An 18,512-nucleotide genomic window follows, 5' to 3' on the forward strand; every position below is an offset into this window, starting at 1 on the left:
CGGCAATTGCATGCCGCGACGGGATTCCGCCACGGCAACAATTGCGACGTATGGCATTACTGGGCGTTGAAGGCCTGGCCATTGATACCCGTGCTATCCGGGCCCATCAGGTACAAATAGACCGGCATGATCTCTTCCGGTGTCGGGTTGTTCAGCGGGTTCTCACCGGGGTACGCCTGTGCGCGCATGCTCGTGCGGGTGCCGCCCGGATTGATGCTGTTTGAGCGTACCGGCGCCACGCCGTCGATTTCATCGGCCAGAGTCTGCATCAGCCCTTCAGTGGCGAACTTCGACACGCCATAGGCGCCCCAGTAAGCACGGCCCTTGCGCCCGACGCTGCTGGAGGTGAACACCACCGAAGCATCCTGTGAAAGCTTGAGCAGCGGCAGCAGGGTGCTGGTCAGCATGAACATCGCGTTGACGTTGACCTGCATGACGCGCATGAAGTTTTCACCGGACAACTGCTCGATCGGCGTGCGCGGGCCAATGATCGAGGCGTTGTGCAGCAGGCCGTCGAGGTGGCCGAACTCGGTCTCGATCATCGCCGCCAGCTCATCGTATTGATGGGGCAGGGCGGTTTCGAGGTTAAACGGGATCACGGCCGGTTGCGGATGACCGGCCGCTTCGATCTCGTCATAGACCTGGGTCAGGTTGGCTTCGGTCTTGCCCAGCAGCAGCACGGTCGCGCCGTGGGCGGCGTATGTCCTGGCGGCCGCCGCACCGATGCCACGACCGGCACCGGTGACCAGAATGACCCGATCCTTGAGCAATTCGGGGCGAGCGGTGTAATCAAACATAAAAAACCTCATCAAGAGTCAGATCGTTCCCCTGCGCAGCAAAGGAATGCAGCCAATGACGCTCCGCGTCAGGTCTCAGCAGCTGCAGAGTGCGTTATCCAGCACCTTGCGCAACTCCAGCGGATGATCCACCACCACGTCCGCGCCCCAGTGACGAGGGTTGTCGTCGGGGTGAATATAGCCGTAGGTCACGGCAGCGGTTTTGGTGCCGGCGTCACGGCCGGATTCGATATCGCGCAAATCATCGCCGATGAACAGGACGGTCGACGGATCCAGATCAAGCATCTTGCAGGCCAGGGTCAGCATCTCGGGATCCGGCTTGCTGTTCTTCACGTGATCCGGGCAGATCAGCAGGGCCGAGCGCTCGGCCAGCCCCAGCTGCTGCATGATCGGCTCGGCGAAGCGCAGCGGCTTGTTGGTGACCACGCCCCAGACCAGATTGGCTTTCTCGATGTCGGCCAGCAATTCGCCCATGCCGTCGAACAGCTTGCTGTGCACGGCGCAGCCCACCAGATAGCGCTCGAGGAACTCCAGGCGCAACTCCTCGAAGCCCGGCGACTCCGGATCCATCGAGAACGTCACCGCGACCATGGCCTTGGCGCCGCCGGAAATTTCGTCGCGGATGTGTTTGTCGTTCATAGGCGGCAAACCGCGATCCGCACGCATCGCCTGGCAAATGGCGATGAAGTCCGGCGCGGTGTCGAGCAGCGTGCCGTCCATGTCGAAAAGGACTGCTCTGATGGCCATCGGCTTATTCCTCGCGCAGGGTCTGGATCATGTAGTTGACGTCAACGTCCGCCGCCAGCTTGTAGTGCTTGGTCAGCGGGTTGTAGGTCAGACCGATGATGTCCTTGACGGTCAGGCCGGCCATGCGGCTCCAGGCGCCGAGCTCGGACGGGCGAATGAATTTCTTGAAGTCGTGGGTGCCGCGCGGCAGCAGCTTCATGATGTATTCGGCACCGATGATGGCGAACAGGTAGGCCTTCGGGTTGCGGTTGATGGTGGAGAAGAACACCTGGCCGCCGGGCTTGACCATGCGGAAGCAGGCGCGGATCACCGAGGACGGATCCGGTACGTGCTCGAGCATTTCCAGGCAGGTGACGACGTCGAACTGCTCGGGCATTTCTTCGGCCAGGGCTTCGGCGGTGATCTGGCGGTATTCGACGTTCACGCCGGATTCCAGCTGATGCAGTTGCGCGACTGCCAGCGGCGCTTCGCCCATGTCGATGCCGGTCACGGTCGCGCCGCGCTGGGCCATGGCTTCGCTGAGAATGCCGCCACCGCAACCGACGTCGAGGACCTTCTTGCCGGCCAGGTTGACGCGCTCGTCAATCCAGTTGACCCGCAGCGGGTTGATGTCGTGCAGCGGTTTGAACTCGCTTTCGCGGTCCCACCAGCGATGGGCCAGGGCTTCGAATTTGGCGATTTCGGCGTGGTCGACGTTGCTCATGATTCAATCCTCTAAAACTTGAAAAAGGCTGTAGCCCCGGAGTGTGCCCCGAGGTGTTTACGATTCGGTGTGGCCGCTGATGCGTCGGCCCCAGGCCCGGGCGGTTTCGCCGAGCTGTTGTTCGTCCAGTCGGGTCAGACGCCGGTCGTCAAGCAACTGCTTGCCGGCGACCCACAGGTGTTTCACGCAGTCGCGACCGGTGGCATATATCAGTTGCGAGACCGGGTCATAGACCGGTTGTTGCGCCAGGCCGGACAGGTCGAAGGCGACGATGTCTGCGGCCTTGCCGAGCTCCAGCGAGCCGGTCTCGGCTTCGATTCCCAGGGCTCGCGCGCCGTTCAACGTGGCCATGCGCAGGGCCCGGTGGGCGTCCAGCGCGGTGGCCGAGCCGGCGACAGCTTTGGCCAGCAGCGCGGCGGTGCGGGTTTCGCCCAGCAGATCCAGGTCATTGTTGCTCGCCGCACCATCGGTGCCGACCGCGACATTGACCCCGGCCTGCCACAGGCGCTCCACCGGGCAGAAGCCGCTGGCCAGTTTCAGGTTCGACTCCGGGCAGTGGATCACGCTGGTGTTGCTTTCTACCAGCAACGTCAGGTCGTCATCGCTGATCTGGGTCATGTGCACGGCCTGGAAGCGCGGGCCGAGCAGGCCCAGCCGGCCAAGGCGGGCCAGCGGGCGCTCGCCGCGCTGTTCGACCGCTTGCTGTACTTCGAACGCGGTTTCGTGGACGTGCATGTGGATCGAGGCGTCCAGTTCTTCGGCGATCACGCGGATTTTTTCCAGGTTCTCGTCGCCCACGGTGTAGGGTGCATGAGGGCCGAAGGTGATCTTGATGCGCTCGTGATGCTTCAGGTCGCCGAACAGTTCGACGCCCTGACGAATGGCTTCATCGGCGCTGGCGGCACCCGGAATCGGGAAGTCGAGGATCGGAATCGCGATCTGCGCACGGATTCCGCTGTTGTGCACGCGCTCGCTGGCAACCTTGGGGAAGAAGTACATGTCCGAGAAACAGGTGATGCCACCTTTTATCTGCTCGGCGATGGCCAGATCGGTGCCGTCACGCACAAAATCTTCATCGACCCATTTGCCCTCGGCCGGCCAGATGTGGTTTTCCAGCCAGGTCATCAGCGGCAAATCGTCGGCCAGACCACGGAACAGCGTCATCGCGGCGTGGCCGTGGGCGTTGATCAGGCCGGGGCTGAGCAGCACGTCCGGCAGATCGCGGACTTCGGCGGCGTTACACTTCAGCGCTTCGGCACGCGGGCCGATGAACACGATGCGGCCGTCGCGGATGCCCAGGCCGTGCTCCTTGAGCACAACGCCTGCGGGTTCGACGGGTACCAGCCAGGTCGGCAGCAATAATAAGTCGAGCGCAATGGCAGGTTTCGGCATCGAGGGTCGGTTCCAGTGCTTTTGTGAAGGATGGCGAAGTATACCCGAGCGTCTTCGCGGGGGGATCGCTATAATCGGCGGCTTTTGTTCATGAGTGCGGGGTGAGGGATGCGCGATCGACTGTTGGCTGCGGAGAAAGTAAAGGCCATCGATTGGCGTGATGGCGCGCTCCACCTGCTGGATCAGCGCGTTTTGCCGTTCGAGGAAAACTGGATCGCCTACACCAGCGCCGCCGGCGTGGCCGAAGCGATTCGTTCGATGGTGGTGCGCGGTGCGCCGGCCATTGGCATCAGTGCCGCCTACGGCATCGTACTGGCGGCCCGTGCCCGGATTGCCGAGGGAGGCGACTGGTACGCGGCGCTGGAAGAGGATTTCATGCTGCTGGCCGATTCCCGGCCGACAGCGGTCAACCTGTTCTGGGCGTTGAATCGCATGCATGACCGGCTGGACCGTTTGAAGGAAAACGCCGATCCACTGGTGGCGCTGGAAGCCGAGGCCATCGCCATTCATGAAAGCGATCGCGAGGCCAACCTGACCATGGCTCAGCTCGGCGTCGACCTGATCCGCAAGCATCAGGGCAATGCCCAGGCGATTCTGACGCACTGCAACACCGGCGCCCTGGCTACCGGCGGTTTCGGCACGGCGCTCGGGGTGATTCGTGCCGCATTCATCGAAGGCATGGTCGAGCGCGTCTACGCCGACGAGACCCGGCCGTGGCTGCAAGGCTCGCGCCTGACCGCGTGGGAACTGGCCAACGAAGGCATTCCGGTGACCCTGAACGCCGACTCCGCCGCTGCGCACATCATGAAGACCAAAGGCGTTACCTGGGTGATCGTCGGCGCTGACCGGATCACCGCCAACGGCGACGTGGCGAACAAGATCGGCACCTATCAACTGGCGGTCAACGCCATGCACCACGGCGTGCGTTTCATGGTGGTGGCGCCGAGCTCGACCATCGACATGAATCTGGCCAGCGGTGATGACATTCCGATCGAAGAACGCGACGGCGCCGAGTTGCTGGAGGTTGGCGGCAAACGTGTCGGGGCTGACGTTGAGGCGTTCAACCCGGTGTTTGACGTCACCCCGGCGGACCTGATCGATGCGATCGTCACCGAAAAAGGCATCGTCGAGCGCCCGGACACCGCGAAAATGGCGCAGTTGATGTGCCGCAAGCGCTTGCATTGATTGGCTTGATGTCTGCGTTGTCTTCTTCGCGAGCAGGCTCGCTCCCACAGGTTTTGTGATCTCCACGGAACCTTGTGGGAGCGAGCCTGCTCGCGATGGGGTCTTGAAAGTCAATAAACATCCGCAATTTCGCCCCGAAATTTGCATTCAGGGAAGCTCTGAGCCTCTCTCGTCCCCGTTAAGCCTGTCATCGGTCATCTAACTATGCTCCATGCGCATCTGGGGGATAGGTGCGTGGCGGCTCTTGTGATAACATCCGGCGTTTTCCGAGGCGGCCCCACGGGGTTGTCTTCACTGCGCAAATCCAGGGTCAACTTGTCGATTTGTCGTAAGTCGGTGCATGGCACTCGGCCTGCATCGACGAGCTTCGTGCGTCCCCTATGGATATGGCGAAGTTTCACCAGAAAAAGGAATCAGGCTTCTCATGGGCGAACTGGCCAAAGAAATCCTCCCGGTCAATATCGAAGACGAGCTGAAACAGTCCTATCTCGACTACGCGATGAGCGTGATCGTCGGCCGTGCACTGCCGGATGCGCGCGATGGCTTGAAGCCCGTGCACCGTCGCGTGCTGTTCGCGATGAGCGAGCTGGGCAACGACTTCAACAAGCCGTACAAGAAATCTGCCCGTGTCGTCGGTGACGTGATCGGTAAGTATCACCCGCACGGTGATACCGCGGTGTACGACACCATCGTCCGCATGGCGCAGCCATTCTCCCTGCGTTACCTGCTGGTCGACGGCCAGGGCAACTTCGGTTCGGTGGACGGCGACAACGCCGCGGCCATGCGATACACCGAAGTGCGCATGACCAAGCTGGCGCACGAGCTGCTGGCCGACCTGCACAAGGAAACCGTGGACTGGGTGCCGAACTACGACGGCACCGAACTGATCCCGGCGGTCATGCCGACCCGCGTACCGAACCTGCTGGTCAACGGTTCCAGCGGCATCGCCGTGGGCATGGCGACCAACATTCCGCCGCACAACCTCGGTGAAGTCATCGACGGTTGCCTGGCCCTCATCGACAACCCCGAGCTGACCGTCGATGAGCTGATGCAATACATTCCCGGTCCGGACTTCCCGACCGCTGCGATCATCAACGGTCGCGCCGGCATCATCGAAGCCTACCGCACCGGCCGTGGCCGCATTTACATGCGCGCCCGTTCGATCATCGAAGACATCGACAAGGTCGGTGGCCGTCAGCAGATCGTCATCACCGAACTCCCTTACCAGTTGAACAAGGCACGTCTGATCGAGAAGATCGCCGAGCTGGTAAAAGAGAAGAAACTCGAAGGCATCACTGAACTGCGCGACGAGTCCGACAAGGACGGTATGCGCGTCGTGATCGAACTGCGTCGCGGCGAAGTGCCAGAGGTGATCCTCAACAACCTCTACGCCCAGACCCAGCTGCAATCGGTATTCGGCATCAACATCGTTGCCCTGATCGACGGCCGTCCACGGATCCTCAACCTCAAGGACCTGCTGGAAGCCTTCGTCCGTCACCGCCGCGAAGTGGTTACCCGCCGTACCGTGTTCGAACTGCGCAAGGCGCGCGAGCGTGGTCACATCCTCGAAGGTCAGGCCGTTGCCTTGTCGAACATCGACCCGGTCATCGCCCTGATCAAGGCTTCGCCGACCCCGTCGGAAGCCAAGGAAGCGCTGGTCAGCACGCCGTGGGAATCCACTGCCGTGGTGGCGATGGTTGAGCGTGCCGGTGCCGATTCGTGCCGTCCGGAAAACCTCGATCCGCAATACGGTCTGCGCGACGGCAAGTACTTCCTGTCGCCAGAGCAGGCGCAAGCCATTCTGGAACTGCGTCTGCACCGCCTGACCGGTCTGGAACACGAAAAGCTGCTGGCCGAGTATCAAGAGATCCTCAACCAGATCGGCGAGCTGATCCGCATCCTCAACAGCGCCGTGCGCCTGATGGAAGTGATCCGCGAAGAGCTGGAAGTTATCCGCGCCGAATACGGCGACGTGCGCCGCACCGAAATCCTCGATGCTCGTCTCGACCTGACCCTGGGCGACATGATCCCGGAAGAAGAGCGCGTTGTGACCATCTCCCACGGTGGCTATGCCAAGACCCAGCCGCTGGCTGCGTACCAGGCCCAGCGTCGTGGTGGTAAAGGCAAATCGGCGACCGGCGTGAAGGATGAGGACTACATCGCTCACCTGCTGGTCGCCAACAGCCACACCACGCTGCTGCTGTTCTCCAGCAAGGGCAAGGTGTACTGGCTGAAGACCTACGAAATTCCGGAAGCATCCCGCGCCGCCCGTGGTCGTCCGCTGGTCAATCTGCTGCCGCTGGATGACGGTGAATACATCACCACCATGCTGCCGGTCGAGGAATACACCGAAGGTCACTACATCTTCATGGCGACCGCAAACGGCACCGTGAAGAAGACGCCGCTGGAATCCTTCAGCCGTCAACGCAGCGTCGGTCTGATCGCGCTGGAGCTGGACGAAGGCGACGTGCTGATTTCCGCGGCCATCACCGATGGCGAACGTGAAGTGATGCTGTTCTCCGACGGCGGCAAGGTGACCCGCTTCAAGGAATCCGATGTTCGTGCCATGGGCCGTACCGCCCGCGGTGTGCGCGGCATGCGTCTGCCGGAAGGGCAGAAGCTGATTTCGATGCTGATCCCGGAAGAAGGCAGCCAGATCCTCACCGCTTCCGAGCGTGGTTATGGCAAGCGCACCGCGATCACCGAGTTCCCTGAGTACAAGCGTGGTGGCCAGGGCGTGATCGCCATGGTCAGCAACGAGCGTAACGGCCGTCTGGTCGGTGCGGTTCAGGTGCTCGACGGCGAGGAGATCATGCTGATTTCCGACCAGGGCACGCTGGTGCGTACCCGTGTCGACGAGGTCTCCAGCCTGGGTCGCAACACCCAGGGCGTGACCCTGATCAAGCTGGCCAAGGATGAAACCCTGGTCGGTCTGGAGCGGGTTCAGGAGCCTTCGGAAGTGGAAGGTGACGAGCTGGAAGGCGAAGAAGGTGTCGAGCTGGAAGAAGGCGTGATCGGCGCCGAACCGGACGATGCGGTCGACAACCTGCAGGCGGACGCCGCAGACGAAGAAGAGTCGCAAGACTAACCAAATCGTAGCAGGGCAGAGTGTTTGCTCTGTCCGCTACCGTGATTGCATAGCGAGAGTGGATGTGAGCAAACGAGCCTATAACTTCTGCGCAGGTCCCGCTGCGCTGCCTGAAGCTGTCCTGTTGCGTGCCCAGTCCGAGATGCTCGACTGGCACGGCAAGGGTCTGTCGGTCATGGAAATGAGCCATCGCAGTGATGACTACGTAGCCATCGCCGAGAAGGCCGAACAAGACCTGCGCGACCTGCTGTCCATCCCCTCCAATTACAAAGTGCTGTTCCTGCAGGGCGGTGCGAGCCAACAGTTCGCCGAGATTCCGCTGAACCTGCTGCCCGAGAACGGTACTGCCGACTATGTCGAAACCGGCATCTGGTCGAAGAAAGCCATCGAGGAAGCGCGTCGCTTCGGCAACATCAACGTTGCTGCCAGCGCCAAGCCTTATGACTACCTGGCCATCCCTGGTCAGAACGAGTGGAAGCTGACTCCGGGTGCGGCCTATCTGCACTATGCGTCCAACGAAACCATTGGCGGCCTGCAGTTCGACTGGGTTCCCGAGGCCGGTGACGTTCCGCTGGTGGTCGACATGTCCTCCGATATCCTCTCGCGTCCGATCGATGTGTCGCAGTACGGCCTGATCTACGCCGGCGCCCAGAAGAACATCGGCCCGAGCGGTCTGGTCGTAGTGATCGTTCGTGAAGACCTGCTGGGCCGCGCTCGCAGTTCGTGCCCGACCATGCTCGACTACAAGGTCTCGGCCGACAACGGTTCGATGTACAACACTCCGGCCACCTATTCCTGGTACCTCTCGGGCCTGGTGTTCGAGTGGCTGAAGGAGCAGGGCGGTGTCGCCGCGATGGAGCAGCGCAACAAGGCGAAGAAAGATCGCCTGTACGGCTTCATCGACAACAGCGACTTCTATACCAACCCGATCAGCACCAACGCCCGCTCGTGGATGAACGTGCCGTTCCGTCTGGCTGACGAGCGTCTGGACAAGGCCTTCTTGGCCGGCGCCGACGCCCGTGGCCTGCTCAACCTCAAGGGCCATCGTTCGGTCGGCGGCATGCGTGCCTCGATCTACAACGCCCTGGGTCTGGACGCCGTCGAAGCGCTGGTCGGCTACATGGCCGAATTCGAGAAGGAGCATTCCTGATGTCCGAGCAGGAGCTCAAGGCGCTGCGCGTTCGCATCGATAATCTGGACGAGAAGATTCTCCAGCTGATCAGTGATCGCGCGCGCTGCGCAGAAGAAGTTGCCCGGGTCAAGATGGCCAGTCTGGCCGAAGGCGAGCAGCCGGTGTTCTACCGTCCCGAGCGTGAGGCGCAGGTCCTCAAACGCGTGATGGAGCGCAACAAGGGCCCGCTGGGCAACGAAGAGATGGCGCGCTTGTTCCGCGAAATCATGTCTTCGTGCCTGGCCCTCGAGAATCCGCTGAAAGTGGCTTATCTCGGTCCGGAAGGCACCTTCACCCAGGCGGCGGCCATGAAACACTTTGGGCACGCAGTGATCAGCAAGCCGATGGCGGCGATCGACGAAGTGTTCCGTGAAGTGGCGGCCGGTGCGGTGAATTTTGGCGTGGTGCCGGTGGAAAACTCCACCGAAGGCGCGGTCAACCACACCCTCGACAGCTTCCTCGAGCACGACATGGTGATCTGCGGCGAAGTCGAGCTGCGGATTCACCACCACCTGCTGGTCGGTGAAAACACCAAGACCGACAGCATCAGCCGCATCTATTCCCATGCCCAGTCGTTGGCGCAGTGCCGCAAGTGGCTGGACGCCCATTACCCGAATGTCGAGCGCGTGGCGGTGTCCAGCAACGCCGAAGCGGCCAAGCGGGTCAAGGGTGAGTGGAATTCGGCAGCGATCGCCGGTGACATGGCGGCCGGGCTGTACGGCCTGACTCGTCTGGCCGAGAAGATCGAGGATCGCCCGGACAACTCCACGCGCTTCCTGATGATCGGTAACCAGGAAGTGCCGCCGACTGGCGACGACAAAACTTCGATCATCGTGTCCATGAGCAACAAGCCCGGCGCGCTCCATGAGCTGCTGGTGCCGTTCCATGACAACGGGATCGACCTGACCCGGATCGAAACCCGTCCGTCGCGCAGTGGTAAATGGACCTACGTGTTCTTCATCGACTTCGTCGGCCATCACCGTGATCCGCTGATCAAGGGGGTACTGGAAAAGATCAGTCAGGAAGCAGTAGCACTCAAGGTGCTGGGTTCCTACCCGAAAGCAGTTCTTTAAGGGGTGGTAGCAATGAGTGGCAACTTCCTCGCTCTGGCACAGCCGGGCGTGCAACAACTTTCGCCATACGTACCGGGTAAACCCGTGGACGAGCTGGCTCGCGAACTGGACCTGGATCCGGCGAGCATTGTCAAACTGGCGAGCAACGAAAATCCGTTGGGCGCGAGTCCGAAAGCGCTGGCCGCAATCCGCGAAGCGCTGGACGAGCTGACCCGTTATCCGGACGGCAACGGTTTTGCCTTGAAATCCCTGCTGGCCGAGCAGTGCCGTGTCGAGCTGAATCAGGTGACTTTGGGCAATGGCTCCAACGACATTCTCGAGCTGGTGGCGCGCGCCTATCTGGCGCCGGGCCTGAATGCGGTGTTCAGCGAGCACGCGTTCGCGGTCTACCCGATTGCGACCCAGGCGGTCGGCGCTCAGGCCAAGGTCGTTCCGGCCAAGGATTGGGGGCATGACCTGCCGGCGATGCTGGCCGCGATCGACGCCAACACTCGCGTGGTGTTCATCGCCAACCCGAACAACCCGACCGGTACCTGGTTCGGCGCCGAAGCGCTGGACGAGTTCCTGCAGGATGTGCCGGAGCATGTGCTGGTGGTGCTGGACGAGGCCTACATCGAATATGCCGAAGGCAGCGATCTGCCGGATGGTCTGGATTTCCTCGCCGCTTACCCGAATCTGCTGGTCTCGCGCACGTTCTCCAAGGCTTACGGTCTGGCGGCGCTGCGCGTTGGCTATGGTCTGTCTACCCCGGTGGTGGCGGACGTGCTGAACCGGGTACGTCAGCCATTCAACGTCAACAGCCTGGCCTTGGCGGCGGCGTGTGCGGCGCTGAAGGACGAGGAATATCTGGCGCAGAGCCGGCAGCTCAATGAGTCCGGCATGCAACAGCTGGAAGCAGGTTTTCGTGAGCTGGGTCTGAGCTGGATTCCATCCAAGGGCAACTTTATCTGCGTCGACCTCGGTCAGGTGGCGGCTCCTGTATTTCAGGGCCTGCTGCGCGAAGGCGTGATCGTGCGTCCGGTGGCCAACTACGGCATGCCGAACCATCTGCGGGTGACCATCGGTCTGCCGGCGGAAAACAGCCGCTTCCTCGAAGCGCTGCGTAAGGTTCTGGCTCGTGGGTGATGTCACTGCGCTGCAATCTGCTGCACCTATGATCGGGCGCCTGGTGGTGGTCGGTCTGGGGTTGATCGGTGGTTCGTTTGCCAAAGGCTTGCGTGAAAGTGGCGTGTGCCGCGAAGTGGTCGGGGTCGACCTCGACCCGCAATCGCGCAAGCTGGCGGTCGAGTTGGGTGTGGTGGATCGCTGCGAAGACGATCTGGTCAAGGCTTGCCAGGGCGCGGACGTGATTCAGTTGGCGGTGCCGATCCTGGCCATGGAAAAAGTGCTGGCCCGTCTGGCCGGCATGGACCTGGGGCAGGCGATTCTCACGGATGTCGGCAGCGCCAAGGGCAATGTGGTGCGTGCGGCGACCGAGGCGTTCGGCGGCATGCCGGCGCGTTTCGTGCCGGGGCATCCGATTGCCGGCTCCGAGCAGAGCGGGGTTGAAGCCTCCAACTCAGAGCTGTTCCGCCGTCACAAAGTGATTCTGACCCCGCTGGAGCAGACCGATCCGGATGCGCTGGCGGTGGTGGATCGCTTGTGGCGCGAGCTGGGCGCCGACGTCGAGCACATGCAGGTCGAGCGTCACGATGAGGTGCTGGCCGCAACCAGTCATCTGCCGCACCTGCTGGCCTTCGGTCTGGTCGATTCGCTGGCCAAGCGCAATGAAAACCTTGAGATCTTCCGTTACGCTGCGGGCGGTTTCCGTGATTTCACAAGAATCGCCGGAAGCGACCCGGTCATGTGGCATGACATCTTTCTCGCCAACCGCGAGGCTGTCCTGCGCACTCTCGATACATTTCGCAGCGACCTCGACGCCTTGCGCGACGCGGTCGATGCAGGGGATGGGCACCAATTGTTGGGCGTCTTCACGCGCGCCCGGGTTGCCCGCGAGCATTTCAGTAAAATCCTGGCCCGCAGGGCCTATGTGGACGCTATGAATTCCAACGATCTGATTTTCCTGGCTCAACCTGGTGGCCGCCTGTCCGGTCGGATTCGCGTACCGGGTGACAAATCGATTTCCCACCGTTCGATCATGCTCGGTTCCCTGGCTGAAGGCGTCACCGAAGTCGAAGGCTTCCTCGAGGGCGAAGACGCCCTGGCGACCTTGCAGGCGTTCCGCGACATGGGCGTGGTCATCGAAGGCCCGCATCACGGCCGCGTGACCATCCACGGTGTCGGCCTGCATGGCCTGAAGCCTGCGCCGGGCCCGATCTATCTGGGCAACTCCGGCACTTCGATGCGCCTGCTGTCCGGCCTGCTGGCCGCGCAGGATTTCGACAGCACCCTGACCGGTGACGCTTCGTTGTCCAAGCGCCCGATGAATCGCGTCGCCAACCCGCTGCGGGAAATGGGCGCCGTGATCGAAACCGCTGCCGAGGGTCGTCCACCGATGACCATTCGTGGCGGTCACAAGCTTAAAGGCCTGACCTACACCATGCCGATGGCCAGTGCTCAGGTTAAATCCTGCCTGCTGCTGGCGGGTCTGTACGCCGAAGGCAAGACCACCGTGACCGAGCCGGCACCGACCCGTGATCACACCGAGCGTATGCTGCGCGGCTTTGGCTATCCGGTGAGCGTCAACGGTGCCACGGCATCGGTTGAGTCTGGTGGCAAGCTGACCGCGACCCACATCGAAGTGCCTGGCGACATCTCGTCGTCGGCGTTCTTCCTGGTGGCCGCATCGATCGCTGAAGGCTCGGAGCTAGTGCTCGAGCACGTCGGCATCAACCCGACCCGCACCGGCGTGATCGACATCCTGCGTCTGATGGGCGCCGACATCACTCTGGAAAACCAGCGTGAAGTGGGTGGCGAGCCGGTTGTCGACCTGCGTGTGCGAGCAGCTAAACTCAAGGGTATCGAGATTCCAGAAGCGCTGGTTCCACTGGCCATCGACGAATTTCCGGTGCTGTTCGTGGCGGCGGCCTGTGCCGAAGGGCGCACCGTGCTGACCGGCGCCGAGGAGCTGCGGGTCAAGGAATCGGACCGTATCCAGGTCATGGCGGACGGTCTGCTGGCGCTGGGCGTCAAGTGCGAACCGACCCCGGACGGCATCATCATCGACGGCGGCCAGATCGGCGGCGGCGAAGTGCATGGTCATGGCGATCACCGCATCGCGATGGCATTCAGCGTGGCCTCACTGCGCGCCACGGCACCGATCCGCATCCATGACTGCGCCAACGTCGCGACATCGTTCCCGAACTTCCTGGCGCTCTGCGCGCAGGTCGGCATTCGTGTGGCGCAAGAGGCTCAGTCGTGAACAACATTGCACCGGTCATCACCATCGATGGGCCAAGCGGCTCGGGCAAAGGCACCGTAGCCGGGATTCTGGCCAAGCGTCTGGGCTGGAACCTGCTGGACTCCGGTGCGCTGTATCGCCTGCTGGCATTTGCTGCGCACAACCATGGTGTCGACCTGACCAATGAAGAGCTGCTGAAGAAACTGGCGGCTCATCTGGATGTGCAGTTCATCGCGGCGACCGACGGTCAGCTGCAACGCATCATTCTGGAAGGTGACGAAGTCAGCGATGTCATCCGCACTGAAAGCGTCGGTTCCGGCGCTTCCCAGGTGGCAGCGTTGCCTGCCGTGCGCGAGGCGCTGCTGCAGCGCCAGCGTGCTTTCCAGGAGTCGCCGGGTCTGGTGGCCGATGGTCGCGACATGGGTACGGTGGTTTTTCCGAATGCACCCTTGAAGATTTTCCTGACCGCCAGCGCCGAGGAGCGGGCGCGCCGCCGATATTTGCAGTTGAAGGGCAAAGTCGAGGGTGTTAGTCTGTCGAGTCTGCTAGATGAGATCCGTGCGCGCGACGAGCGTGATACCCAGCGAGCGGTGGCCCCGCTCAAGCCGGCGGCTGACGCCATACAGCTGGATTCCACGGAGTTGTCCATCGATCAGGTGCTTGAACGCATCATGAGCGAGATCGCCATTCGCGATATCGCCGGGTGACCAAGAAGGCCGCAGGGGACCAGTCATAGTCCTGGGGCGCTTCTTTTAAATGAAACTAACCCACATTGTCTGGGATGTGGAGATGGGCGTATTTTTCGCCCTAATCAACAGGAATTAAAATGAGCGAAAGCTTTGCGGAACTCTTTGAAGAAAGCCTAAAGACCCTGAACCTTCAGGCAGGCTCCATCATCACCGGTGTTATCGTTGATATCGATTACCAGGCTCGCTGGGTAACCGTTCACGCTGGCTTGAAGTCCGAAGCACTGATCCCGCTGGAGCAGTTCTACAACGACGCTGGCGAACTGAACATCAACGTCGGTGACGAAGTTCACGTTGCGCTGGACTCGGTTGAAGACGGTTTCGGTGAAACCAAGCTGTCCCGTGAAAAAGCCAAGCGCGCTGAATGCTGGATCGTTCTGGAAGCAGCCTTCGCAGCTGAGGAAGTGGTCAAGGGCGTTATCAACGGTAAGGTTAAAGGCGGCTTCACTGTCGACGTTAACGGCATCCGTGCGTTCCTGCCAGGTTCCCTGGTTGACGTCCGTCCAGTGCGCGACACCACGCACCTGGAAGGCAAAGAGCTGGAATTCAAGGTCATCAAGCTGGACCAGAAGCGCAACAACGTTGTCGTTTCCCGTCGCAGCGTCCTGGAAGCCGAGAACTCCGCCGAGCGTGAAGCTCTGCTGGAATCCCTGCAGGAAGGCCAACAAGTCAAAGGTATCGTCAAAAACCTCACCGATTACGGCGCATTCGTCGATCTGGGTGGCGTGGACGGCCTGCTGCACATCACCGACATGGCGTGGAAGCGTATCAAGCACCCTTCCGAAATCGTCAATGTTGGCGACGAGATCGACGTCAAGGTTCTGAAATACGATCGCGAGCGCAATCGTGTTTCCCTGGGTCTGAAACAACTGGGCGAAGATCCATGGGTTGCTATCAAAGCCCGTTACCCAGAAGGCACTCGCGTTACCGCTCGTGTAACCAACCTGACCGACTACGGCTGCTTCGCTGAGCTGGAAGAAGGCGTTGAAGGTCTGGTACACGTTTCGGAAATGGACTGGACCAACAAGAACATCCACCCTTCGAAAGTCGTACAAGTCGGCGACGAAGTGGAAGTCATGGTTCTGGACATCGACGAAGAGCGTCGTCGTATCTCCCTGGGCATCAAGCAGTGCAAGTCGAACCCATGGGAAGACTTCTCTGGCCAGTTCAACAAGGGCGACAAGATCTCCGGCACCATCAAGTCGATCACCGATTTCGGTATCTTCATTGGTCTGGACGGCGGCATCGACGGTCTGGTTCACCTGTCCGACATCTCCTGGAACGAAGTGGGCGAAGAAGCCGTACGTCGTTTCAAGAAGGGCGACGAGCTGGACACCGTTATCCTGTCGGTTGACCCGGAGCGTGAGCGTATCTCCCTGGGTATCAAGCAACTGGAAAGCGATCCGTTCTCCGAGTACGTCTCGGTTAACGACAAAGGCGCAATCGTTACTGGCACCGTGAAAGAAGTTGACGCCAAAGGCGCCATCATCGTTCTGGCCGACGATATCGAAGCGACTCTGAAAGCCTCCGAAATCAGCCGTGACCGCGTTGAAGACGCGCGCAACGTTCTGAAAGAAGGCCAGCAAGTAGAAGCCAAGATCATCAGCGTTGATCGTAAGAGCCGCGTAATTCAGCTGTCGATCAAATCGAAAGACGATGCTGAAGAGAAAGAAGCCATCCAGAGCCTGAAAACCGCTCCGGAAGGCGAAGCAGCTGACACCACTATGGCTGCACTGCTGCGTCAAGCAATGGCCAAACAGAACTGAGTTCTGTCTGATCATTAAAAAGGGCGACTTCGGTCGCCCTTTTTTGTGCCTGAAATTCGTTAAAAAAAACGCCGGATCACAAGATCCGGCGTCGTTTGATGGTTGAACGGTCAGCGTATCAGCTGACTTTGTAGAAGTCCTTGTACCAGTTCACAAAGCGCTGTATCCCGCTTTCAATCGGCGTGCTGGGCGCATACCCGGTATCGATCTTCAACTGCTCGACATCGGCATAGGTGTGTTCCACATCGCCCGGCTGCAACGGCAGGAGCTCTTTATGAGTGGTTTTGCCGAGTGCTTGTTCGATGTGGTTGATGTAGTCCAGCAATTCGACCGGTTGACTGTTGCCAATGTTGTAAAGCCTCCAGGGCGCTGCACTGGAGGCCGGATCCGGCTTGAGTCCTGACCATTGGGGGTTCGGTGCAGCTACATGGTCCAGGACCCGTATGACACCGTCGACGATGTCGTCGATATACGTGAAGTCTCGGCGATGCTTTCCGTAATTGAAAACCTTCAGCGGTTTGCCTTCAAGGATTGCCCGCACGAACAGGAACGGCGACATGTCAGGCCGGCCCCAAGGGCCGTAGACCGTGAAAAAGCGCAATCCGGTAGTCGGCAACCGATAGAGATGACTGTACGAATGCGCCATCAGTTCGTTGGCTTTCTTCGTGGCGGCATACAGCGACACGGGATGGTCAACGTTGTCTTGCACGGCGAAGGGCATGCTCTCGTTGGCGCCGTACACTGAGCTGGACGAGGCGTATACCAAGTGTTTGACGTGAGTTTGTCGACAGCCCTCGAGAACGTTCAAGAAGCCTGTAAGGTTGCTGTCTGCATACGCGTGGGGATTCTCCAGCGAGTACCGCACGCCGGCTTGTGCCGCGAGATGGACAACTTTTTCAAAGCCTTCTGTCTCGAACAATTGCGCCATCGCAGCCCGGTCACCGATATCCATGCGGATAAATCGGAAGCCCTCCTGCGGCGTCAATTGCGCGAGGCGAGCATCCTTGAGAGCCACTTCGTAATAGTCGTTCAGATTATCGATGCCAACGACTTCATCGCCGCGGGCAAGCAGCGCCTGGCTGACATGAAAGCCGATAAAACCGGCTGCGCCAGTCACGAGTATCTTCATGGGACAGCTCCTTAAGGGTGCAGAACGGGCATGAGCGAGTCAGCGCGACCGATTGCGTAGTACATGAACCCTGCCTCCTTGGCTGCTGCAGGGTCAAACAGGTTACGCCCGTCGACCAGTACCGGGTAATTAAGGCAGGTTTTCAGCTTCTTGAAGTCGACAGTGCGAAATTGTTTCCATTCTGTGCAAATTACCAGGGCATCGGCGCCTTCCAGTGCCATTTCACGGTTGGCTGCCAGTTGCAGATCGTCGCGTGCTCCGTAAATGCGCGTGGCCTCGCTCATGGCGGCCGGGTCGAATGCCTGGACTTTGCCGCCTGCCGCCCAGATTGCTTCGATCAGATTGCGACTGGGCGCTGCGCGCATGTCGTCAGTGTTGGGTTTGAAAGACAGGCCCCAGACGGCGATGGTCTTGTTCTTCAGATCATGATCGAAGGCGAGGGACAGCTTCTCGAACATCACGTTCTTCTGGCGGTTGTTGACGGCCTCGACGGCGTTCAACAGTTGCGCCTCATAACCGATTTCCTGGGCCGTGCGGGCGAGCGCCTGAACGTCTTTCGGGAAGCATGAGCCGCCGTATCCACAACCGGGGTAAATGAACTGGAAACCGATGCGTGGATCGGAGCCGATACCCAGTCGGACCTGTTCGATATCGGCCCCCAGCCGCTCTGCCATCTGTGCGATTTCGTTCATGAAGCTGATCTTGGTGGCCAGCATCGCATTGGCCGCATACTTCGTCAGTTCGGCGGCACGCACATCCATGAAAATCAATTTGTCGTGGTTGCGGCTATAAGGTGCGTAGCAGTCGCGCATGACTGCTTTGACCGTTTCGGATTCGGTCCCGACGATAATACGGGCACCTTTGGCAAAATCCTCGATGGCCGAGCCTTCCTTGAGAAACTCGGGATTGGAGCAGACATCGAAGTCGAGCCCGGCGTTTCTGGCCTGCAGGATCGCGTCGACGGTCTGGCTGACTTTGTCGGCAGTGCCTACCGGAACCGTCGATTTGTTCACGATCACTTTGTGCTCGGTCATGTACTCGCCGATGGTGCGAGCGACGGCCAGCACATGCTGCAGGTCGGCAGAACCATCCTCGTTGGGTGGGGTGCCCACCGCGATCATTTGCAATTGACCGAAGTCCACGGCTTGCCTGGCGTCGGTTGTAAAGTGCAGGCGGCCCTCGCGCTGGTTCTGTGCCACCAGTGCGTCCAGGCCCGGTTCGTAAATCGGGATGATGCCCTGCTTCAGGCTCTCGATTTTCGCGTTATCGACGTCGACACACATCACGTCATGTCCAACATCTGCAAGGCAAGCGCCCGTGACGAGTCCGACATACCCGGTGCCGAAAACTGTAACTCGCATAATTTACATCCTGA

The 18,512-nt window shown here is 60.5% G+C and carries 14 protein-coding genes; 8 read left to right on the forward strand and 6 right to left on the reverse strand.

All coding sequences use genetic code 11. From position 1 onward, the window contains the following. Window positions 1–56: 56 nt before the first annotated feature. From CAF76_RS13205 to CAF76_RS13220, 4 genes are all read right to left on the reverse strand, one after another. Window positions 57–797, reverse strand: coding sequence for a YciK family oxidoreductase (locus CAF76_RS13205; RefSeq protein ID WP_039770568.1), 741 nt, complete (start codon window positions 795–797; stop codon window positions 57–59). A gap of 75 nt (window positions 798–872) precedes the next feature. Next, a complete protein-coding gene (gene mupP / locus CAF76_RS13210) occupies window positions 873–1,544 on the reverse strand; it encodes an N-acetylmuramic acid 6-phosphate phosphatase MupP (RefSeq protein ID WP_074688036.1) in 672 nt (223 codons plus the stop codon). A 4-nt stretch (window positions 1,545–1,548) separates the two neighbouring features. Continuing rightward, on the reverse strand, window positions 1,549–2,247 hold the full coding sequence (ubiG, locus tag CAF76_RS13215) for a bifunctional 2-polyprenyl-6-hydroxyphenol methylase/3-demethylubiquinol 3-O-methyltransferase UbiG (RefSeq protein ID WP_039770564.1): 699 nt from the start codon (window positions 2,245–2,247) through the stop codon (window positions 1,549–1,551). A 57-nt stretch (window positions 2,248–2,304) separates the two neighbouring features. Next, complete coding sequence (locus CAF76_RS13220; RefSeq protein ID WP_085647504.1) at window positions 2,305–3,639, reverse strand: TRZ/ATZ family hydrolase; 1,335 nt, start codon at window positions 3,637–3,639, stop codon at window positions 2,305–2,307. A 108-nt stretch (window positions 3,640–3,747) separates the two neighbouring features. Between CAF76_RS13220 and mtnA the strand changes: the two genes are divergently transcribed. From mtnA to rpsA, 8 genes are all read left to right on the forward strand, one after another. Beyond that, window positions 3,748–4,824 carry an S-methyl-5-thioribose-1-phosphate isomerase gene (mtnA, locus tag CAF76_RS13225; protein ID WP_039770560.1) on the forward strand — a complete coding sequence of 359 codons (1,077 nt, stop codon included), beginning with the start codon at window positions 3,748–3,750 and terminating at the stop codon, window positions 4,822–4,824. Between the two features lie 424 nt (window positions 4,825–5,248). Continuing rightward, the gene (gene gyrA, locus CAF76_RS13230) at window positions 5,249–7,912 is read left to right on the forward strand and encodes a DNA gyrase subunit A (protein ID WP_039770558.1); all 2,664 of its coding nucleotides are present in this window, start codon (window positions 5,249–5,251) and stop codon (window positions 7,910–7,912) included. Window positions 7,913–7,976: 64 nt separating this feature from the next. After that, on the forward strand, window positions 7,977–9,062 hold the full coding sequence (gene serC / locus CAF76_RS13235; RefSeq protein ID WP_085647505.1) for a 3-phosphoserine/phosphohydroxythreonine transaminase: 1,086 nt from the start codon (window positions 7,977–7,979) through the stop codon (window positions 9,060–9,062). Further along, the gene (gene pheA / locus CAF76_RS13240; RefSeq protein WP_007950913.1) at window positions 9,062–10,156 is read left to right on the forward strand and encodes a prephenate dehydratase; all 1,095 of its coding nucleotides are present in this window, start codon (window positions 9,062–9,064) and stop codon (window positions 10,154–10,156) included. The genes serC and pheA overlap by 1 nt, the downstream gene beginning before the upstream one ends. A 12-nt stretch (window positions 10,157–10,168) precedes the next feature. Next, complete coding sequence (gene hisC, locus CAF76_RS13245) at window positions 10,169–11,281, forward strand: histidinol-phosphate transaminase (protein WP_007950914.1); 1,113 nt, start codon at window positions 10,169–10,171, stop codon at window positions 11,279–11,281. A gap of 28 nt (window positions 11,282–11,309) precedes the next feature. After that, on the forward strand, window positions 11,310–13,517 hold the full coding sequence (locus CAF76_RS13250) for a bifunctional prephenate dehydrogenase/3-phosphoshikimate 1-carboxyvinyltransferase (protein WP_256579614.1): 2,208 nt from the start codon (window positions 11,310–11,312) through the stop codon (window positions 13,515–13,517). Then, window positions 13,514–14,203: a (d)CMP kinase gene (cmk, locus tag CAF76_RS13255; RefSeq protein ID WP_085647507.1), complete on the forward strand. Its 690-nt coding sequence runs from the start codon at window positions 13,514–13,516 to the stop codon at window positions 14,201–14,203. Before CAF76_RS13250 ends, cmk begins: the two co-directional genes overlap by 4 nt. Before the next feature lie 119 nt (window positions 14,204–14,322). Then, window positions 14,323–16,008, forward strand: coding sequence for a 30S ribosomal protein S1 (rpsA, locus tag CAF76_RS13260; RefSeq protein ID WP_085647508.1), 1,686 nt, complete (start codon window positions 14,323–14,325; stop codon window positions 16,006–16,008). A 118-nt stretch (window positions 16,009–16,126) separates the two neighbouring features. Here the strand turns inward: rpsA and CAF76_RS13265 are convergent, their stop codons facing one another. Continuing rightward, a complete protein-coding gene (locus CAF76_RS13265; RefSeq protein ID WP_085647509.1) occupies window positions 16,127–17,137 on the reverse strand; it encodes an NAD-dependent epimerase in 1,011 nt (336 codons plus the stop codon). 11 nt (window positions 17,138–17,148) lie between these two features. Beyond that, window positions 17,149–18,498 (reverse strand): UDP-glucose/GDP-mannose dehydrogenase family protein, encoded by a 1,350-nt coding sequence (locus CAF76_RS13270; RefSeq protein ID WP_085647510.1) that lies wholly within the window; start codon window positions 18,496–18,498, stop codon window positions 17,149–17,151. Between the last annotated feature and the right edge of the window lie 14 nt (window positions 18,499–18,512).

The organism is Pseudomonas sp. B40(2017) (genome assembly GCF_002112855.1).
Taxonomy (GTDB): domain Bacteria; phylum Pseudomonadota; class Gammaproteobacteria; order Pseudomonadales; family Pseudomonadaceae; genus Aquipseudomonas; species Aquipseudomonas pharyngis.

Bases quoted from the DNA above. Each gene is read 5' to 3' on its own strand.
- CAF76_RS13205 (WP_039770568.1), bottom strand. From the start codon at position 797: ATGTTTGATTACACCGCTCGCCCCGAATTGCTCAAGGATCGGGTCATT.
- mupP (WP_074688036.1), bottom strand. From the start codon at position 1,544: ATGGCCATCAGAGCAGTCCTTTTCGACATGGACGGCACGCTGCTCGAC.
- ubiG (WP_039770564.1), bottom strand. From the start codon at position 2,247: ATGAGCAACGTCGACCACGCCGAAATCGCCAAATTCGAAGCCCTGGCC.
- CAF76_RS13220 (WP_085647504.1), bottom strand. From the start codon at position 3,639: ATGCCGAAACCTGCCATTGCGCTCGACTTATTATTGCTGCCGACCTGG.
- mtnA (WP_039770560.1), top strand. From the start codon at position 3,748: ATGCGCGATCGACTGTTGGCTGCGGAGAAAGTAAAGGCCATCGATTGG.
- gyrA (WP_039770558.1), top strand. From the start codon at position 5,249: ATGGGCGAACTGGCCAAAGAAATCCTCCCGGTCAATATCGAAGACGAG.
- pheA (WP_007950913.1), top strand. From the start codon at position 9,062: ATGTCCGAGCAGGAGCTCAAGGCGCTGCGCGTTCGCATCGATAATCTG.
- hisC (WP_007950914.1), top strand. From the start codon at position 10,169: ATGAGTGGCAACTTCCTCGCTCTGGCACAGCCGGGCGTGCAACAACTT.
- CAF76_RS13250 (WP_256579614.1), top strand. From the start codon at position 11,310: ATGATCGGGCGCCTGGTGGTGGTCGGTCTGGGGTTGATCGGTGGTTCG.
- rpsA (WP_085647508.1), top strand. From the start codon at position 14,323: ATGAGCGAAAGCTTTGCGGAACTCTTTGAAGAAAGCCTAAAGACCCTG.
- CAF76_RS13265 (WP_085647509.1), bottom strand. From the start codon at position 17,137: ATGAAGATACTCGTGACTGGCGCAGCCGGTTTTATCGGCTTTCATGTC.
- CAF76_RS13270 (WP_085647510.1), bottom strand. From the start codon at position 18,498: ATGCGAGTTACAGTTTTCGGCACCGGGTATGTCGGACTCGTCACGGGC.